Origin of the sequence: Halomonas sp. OfavH-34-E, assembly GCF_024124525.1 — a bacterium.
GTDB classification, from domain to species: domain Bacteria; phylum Pseudomonadota; class Gammaproteobacteria; order Pseudomonadales; family Halomonadaceae; genus Halomonas; species Halomonas litopenaei.
Genome location: NZ_JAMXRY010000100.1, coordinates 1 through 4,966, shown reverse-complemented (window position 1 = coordinate 4,966; position 4,966 = coordinate 1). Strand labels below are relative to the sequence as shown.

Sequence of the window (4,966 nt, the reverse complement as noted above, 5' to 3'; positions counted from 1 at the left end):
TCAGTTTACGGTCTCCTGAGCTGCAGAGTCCAAGTGGCTTTGGCCGGATCCTGCCCAACGTTAACCACCAGCATGCCGTCGATGGTGTCGTCGACCTTGGGCGTGGCCGGGGCCTGGTCAGCGTCCAAGATCAGTTCGTTCTGGAGTACGCCGGAGAGTTTCACGTCGGTACGCCTGATGTGCTGATCGTCGACCTCTTGGACCGAGTATCCGCTGAATACCCCTCGGCCAGAGTAGGCTACCGTTGTCGTACTGCTGCCAGTCACTGGATCGTACTCGCCGGCTATCTCGCGGGAGCCAGTGAAGGGCCGCACGGCGTCACTCAGCTTGCCGTCGAACGCCTTGGGCACCTTGGCGTTGATCTTGTCCTGGATGTAGCCCATTACAACCTCTTGAGGATGGTGACCCCGTTGGTCTTCGGCAGGTACGGGGCCAGCAGGTCGGAGATCATCGACAGCGCGCCGGTCTGCGCCTGGGCGCCGTCCTGGTACTCGGTCTCCACCTCGACGGTGTCGGCCCTGACCCGCTCGCGCTTCACGGCGCCGTCGGTGTCGGCGTAGAGCCGGCCATTCGCCGCCTCCTGGGCCAGCAGGGCGCCGGCCATGACCACGTCATCGTCGACAGGGTCGGAGAGCCGGACCCGCTTGGCGGTCAGCCAGGTGTTAGCATCCAGCACGGCGCGCGTCTTGTCGCCCGTGCCTTCCCAGCCCGCGCCCAGTTTGGTGTCGACATCGTCAACGGTGACGTAGGTGGCCATGGGTTACTCCTGCCCGTCTTCGTCCTGGCTGCTGGACTCGATCTCGGCCATCCGCTGTTCCAGGGTCTCGGTCTTGGTGTTGGCACCGGGGCGCTTGCCGGTGGTCTGCTCGATGGCGTCCATCAGTTCGGCGCGGCGGGCCCGCTCGTCGGACTCGGCATCGTCTGGACGCGGTTCTTCGGCGCCGATCACCTCGACCTCGATGCCGGCGGACTCGTAGGCGGCGACCACGTCGGGGTGATGGCCCTCGACGGTGACGCTGGTGGCGGCCTTGTCGGCGCCGGCGAAGAAGCGGGGATTGCGGTACTGCCGCCCGGGCTCGAAGCCGCGGCGGCGCGTGGTGTAGATCAGGTGCATGGCTGACTCCTATCAGCTGGCCAGCGGGCGACCCGTAGGCCGCCCGCCAGGGATCACAGAGAGGTCACGATGACGCCGGCGGTGTCCTTAACATCGCTGGCGATCTGCGACCAGTTCCCGCCGGTGCCGATGGTGGCGTCGTCGGGCGACTTGGTGCCGCCATAGGAGTAGCCCTTGAGGCCGAGGTTGTAGGTGTACTCGGCCTGGAAGATCCGGCGGATGTTCTCGTCGCCGGTCTTCTCCTCGACGGTGGCGTAGTAGTCGTTGTTGTCCTCGACAACCGCGGCGCCTTCGGCCAAGCCAAGGGTGTGATAGTGGTCGGTGCCAGCACCGCCACCATCGGCCTCGTACAGCGCAGGAGAGTCGGTCATCACGAACCGGCGGCCGAAACCATCCTGGGTGACGCGCACGGTGCCGAATTCGAACAGCTGATTGCCGTTGGTCAGGGCGCCGTCGAACAGGTCGGTCATCGGCTTGGAGTGGAGCACCCAGACCATGATGTCCATCATGCGATCGCCAAACTTGCCGGCGCCCTTGTTGAGGGCGTTCAGATTCAGAGTGCCAGCGGTGGCGTCGTGCGCCACGGCGGAGTTGCCGATCATCGCGGTCTGCAGGGCCAGAATAGCGGTGTTCACCTCATCGGCGATGACGCCTCGAGCGACCTGCTCGCCGATCACCACACCGGCCTCTTCGGGCTGACGCTGGATCCACTGAAACTGCTGCGGCTGGAACTCCACCGGGGAGGTGCCGCCGGCGATCTTCACCGCCACATGGTCCATCTGGGCCAGAGTGGTCGGGGTGACGGCGCCGGTGCCGTAGGCGTTGCGACGACGCATCAGGTTGGCGATGGCCTTGTAGGAGGCCTCGTTAGCGAAATCGCCCACGTTGCCCGCCTGCTGGAGCTGCAGAGCACCGCCGGTGGCGGCGTTGAACAGTTCGATCTGCTGGCGGATGGTCTCGGTGGCTGCCGAGTACAGGAAGTCGTTGAAGACTTTCATATCAGAGAGTGCCATAGGGCGCTACCTCATTGGTTTTGCTTGCGTTTCAGGATTTCCACCTTTTCGGCGGTAGACTTCGCGTCCTTCCACGCCCTTGGCGCTGAGGAACCACCTCCGCCACCCGGCGCCCCTGACCCCTTGGGCTGCGGGAACCAGTGCGGAGCTTTCTCTCGCATGGACTCAAGCCATGCGGAAGGGGTGAGAGGCTTGCCGTCTGCATCCAGACCGGCCTCCTCTCGGGGCACAACGTTGCCCTCGTCATCGACTTCGAACAGCGAACTTGCGCGGTAGACTGCGTCTTGAACAGCCGAGTCCACGATGCCGACTTCGGCGGCCGCAGTTCGGATCTCGTCGCTCATGACCCGGCCGCGGAACTTGTCGGCGAACGCCTTGGCGCTCTCTGCGGTCTGCTGAGCCTCGCTCAGCTGGCGGTCATAGCCTTCCCGCATCCGCTCTGTGCGCTTGTTCAGCACCTCGTCGAGCTTGCCGTCGGCGATCAGCTGGGCCTCCTCGTTCTCGGCCAGCTGCTGCTCGAGCCTGCGGGCCCGCTCGGGGTCCAGCCCCTCGAATTGCTTGAGCTGAGACTTGAGCGTTTTCTGTGATTCGAGCAGTTGGTCGCGCTTTGACTTGAGGCCGCTGACCTCGCTGTTGAGCGCTTCCTCATGTTTGGCGTCCAGCGCCTCCTTGAGAGCCTTGGCCTTGTCTTCTTCCAGCTCGATGCCGAGTTCAGAGAAGTCGATTTCCAGTGGCATGGTGTTGTGCTCCTTGAGCGCGTTGAGGCCGCCCGCCTGGCGAGCAGCCATTAAAAAACCCCGCTCAATGGCGGGGCTTTGAATAAAATTGTTGGTCAGTCTTCGAAATCGCCTAGGCGGCGTCGAACCTCGAAAGAGAGGTTCCAGCAGAGGCGGGCCTGGAGTTGGTCGGCGAGCGTTCCGCTGCCGGACTGCAGCAGGCGCCACAGTCGCCACCAGGTGATGAAATCGGGATCGGCTGGGGTCATGCTGTCAGCCTACCTCATGCCGCCTCGCCAAACACCTCGGCGAATGTCTCGCGGTCGCGTGCTCTCAACTCGTCCAGCGTGTACTCGCGTTGCCGAGGATCGGTGAATCGGTCCAGGCTGTAGCCGCCCTCTTTGTAGAGGCGGTAGCGCCGGTCTCCCAGCCATTCGCGCTGATACCGGGCGCTCTGGCTCGCGAACCAGTCGGCGTATGTGGTGCCTGCGCTAACCTGACCAACCTCAAGGCCGGCAGCTTCGCGCTGCTTCTTGGTCATGTTGCCGATGCTGCGGAACTTGGCCTGGTCGTCGCGTCCCTTGACCTTAAGGGCGCGCACGTAGGGCCGCTGGCCCATGATGTCGCCGTCGAGGGAGGGCGCCAGGCTGCATCGGCATCGGTGATGAAGCGGCGGTTCCGGGTGTGGCTCGTCGATCTTCCAGCGCCGACCGTCTAGCGGGGCGCAGCGGCGACAGGTCCGGCCCTCAAGCTGAGCCACCCATACCACATGCGTGACGCCTAGGGCGATGTAGGTCTCCCGGTAGGCCTCGTTGCTCATGTGCTGCCGGGCCGTGCGAACCACGTTGTCGACGTTGTTGCGTGTCGTCTGCAGCACGCCGTCGCGGTACTTGAGCGCCGGTGTCCCGCGCAGGGCCCGGATGATTTGGCTGTTGCTCTGGCCCTCGCTGACGCCTTGGCGGATGGTGCTGTAGACCCGGTTGCGGGTGGCTGGCCCGATGTCGGCCAGCATGTCCTCGACGAACTCCCCCATCACCGGTCGGGAGAGAGCGGCCGATGCCACAGCAGGAGCCGGCGGGATATCGCCCTCGGCTGCCTGTGCTATGAGGTCGCGAACGTAGCCAGCCTCTTGGTTCGCTAGCGCCGCCAGCTCCTCGAGACTCATGCTCTCTATGCGCTCAGCCAGCGTTGCCGCCCAGCGGTCGATTGCGTCGCGCAACCCCTTGAGCCGAGTCGTGTGGTAGCGGCCCCGGGCGAATGCCTGGAGCTCGGCTGGCGTCAGGTTGTCGAGGCGCTCGCCGATCTCCCGGGGAATCTCGGCGCTCATTTCGTCGATGATCGCCAGCGCCTTATTGACGTGCGCTGTGCCGGTGCGGTGCAGGTATGAGACATGCTGCGCCAGAGCGGTGACGATCCGGCGCTGTGCGTCCTCACGATCACTCATCGTCGGTTACCTGACCATCGAGCAGGGCCAACAGGTCCTGGTCGGCGAGATTGGTGACCCCGGCCTTGCGCAACGACTCGAACAGGACCGCCTGCGGCACCTCGTCGGCCAGGCGCAGATCGCGAACGATGCCCATCATTGCGGCATCGATCTCGGCCTTGGTGAATTCGGGCTCGACCTTGAACGTGATGGCATCGATGTCGGCCTGCGGCAAGTTCAGCCAGCGGCCGAAGTAGCGAAGCAGCTGCTCAATGCCCTCGGCGGCCGTCACCACCACGCTGTACAGGCTGGTGTGCTGATCGCTCTGGCGGGCCTTGCGGGCCTCGCCAGATTCGTCGGCTCCGGCGTCGATCACCCGAGCTCCGGCCTCGAGCGCAGTGTTGCGCTGGTCCTGCATCGCCGTGCGGTTGGCCTCGATGCCCGCGCCCTGAAACTCGAGATACCCGACCTTGCCGTCCTTGCCCACATTCCAGGCGGCCATGGGGCCGCTGACACTGAATTGCTCGTCCTCGCCCAGGTCCGCGGCGATCCACGGTTGGGGATGCGAGGTGTAATGGAGGCTGGTGTAGTAGTCTGCCGAGAGTTGGTAGCTCTTGAGCGCCGCCTTCGCCATGGTCAGCAGCGGAATCTCGTCGGTGTCGGCGTTGTTGTCGGTGCTGCCCAAGAAGACCAGGGGGAT

Annotated in this window: 8 protein-coding genes; all 8 read right to left on the bottom strand. The window is 64.6% G+C overall.

Translation table 11 applies throughout. The features are described from left to right. Nucleotides 1-5: 5 nt before the first annotated feature. Nucleotides 6-383 carry a hypothetical protein gene (locus tag NH448_RS23095; RefSeq protein ID WP_045994877.1) on the bottom strand — a complete coding sequence of 126 codons (378 nt, stop codon included), beginning with the start codon at nt 381-383 and terminating at the stop codon, nt 6-8. Next, nucleotides 383-757 carry a DnaT-like ssDNA-binding protein gene (locus NH448_RS23090; RefSeq protein ID WP_253029553.1) on the bottom strand — a complete coding sequence of 125 codons (375 nt, stop codon included), beginning with the start codon at nt 755-757 and terminating at the stop codon, nt 383-385. The genes NH448_RS23095 and NH448_RS23090 overlap by 1 nt, the downstream gene beginning before the upstream one ends. Before the next feature lie 3 nt (nt 758-760). Then, nucleotides 761-1,114, bottom strand: coding sequence for a hypothetical protein (locus tag NH448_RS23085; protein WP_253029552.1), 354 nt, complete (start codon nt 1,112-1,114; stop codon nt 761-763). A 53-nt stretch (nt 1,115-1,167) separates the two neighbouring features. Next, nucleotides 1,168-2,127, bottom strand: a complete 960-nt coding sequence (locus NH448_RS23080; protein ID WP_253029551.1) for a major capsid protein — start codon at nt 2,125-2,127, stop codon at nt 1,168-1,170. An 11-nt stretch (nt 2,128-2,138) separates the two neighbouring features. Beyond that, nucleotides 2,139-2,864: a hypothetical protein gene (locus NH448_RS23075; protein WP_045994880.1), complete on the bottom strand. Its 726-nt coding sequence runs from the start codon at nt 2,862-2,864 to the stop codon at nt 2,139-2,141. Between the two features lie 95 nt (nt 2,865-2,959). Further along, nucleotides 2,960-3,112 (bottom strand): hypothetical protein, encoded by a 153-nt coding sequence (locus tag NH448_RS23070; RefSeq protein ID WP_157033133.1) that lies wholly within the window; start codon nt 3,110-3,112, stop codon nt 2,960-2,962. A gap of 14 nt (nt 3,113-3,126) precedes the next feature. Next, on the bottom strand, nt 3,127-4,287 hold the full coding sequence (locus NH448_RS23065; RefSeq protein ID WP_253029550.1) for a phage minor head protein: 1,161 nt from the start codon (nt 4,285-4,287) through the stop codon (nt 3,127-3,129). Further along, nucleotides 4,280-4,966: DUF4055 domain-containing protein (locus NH448_RS23060; protein ID WP_253029549.1), on the bottom strand; the 687-nt coding region annotated here is incomplete at its 5' end. The genes NH448_RS23065 and NH448_RS23060, both read right to left, overlap by 8 nt.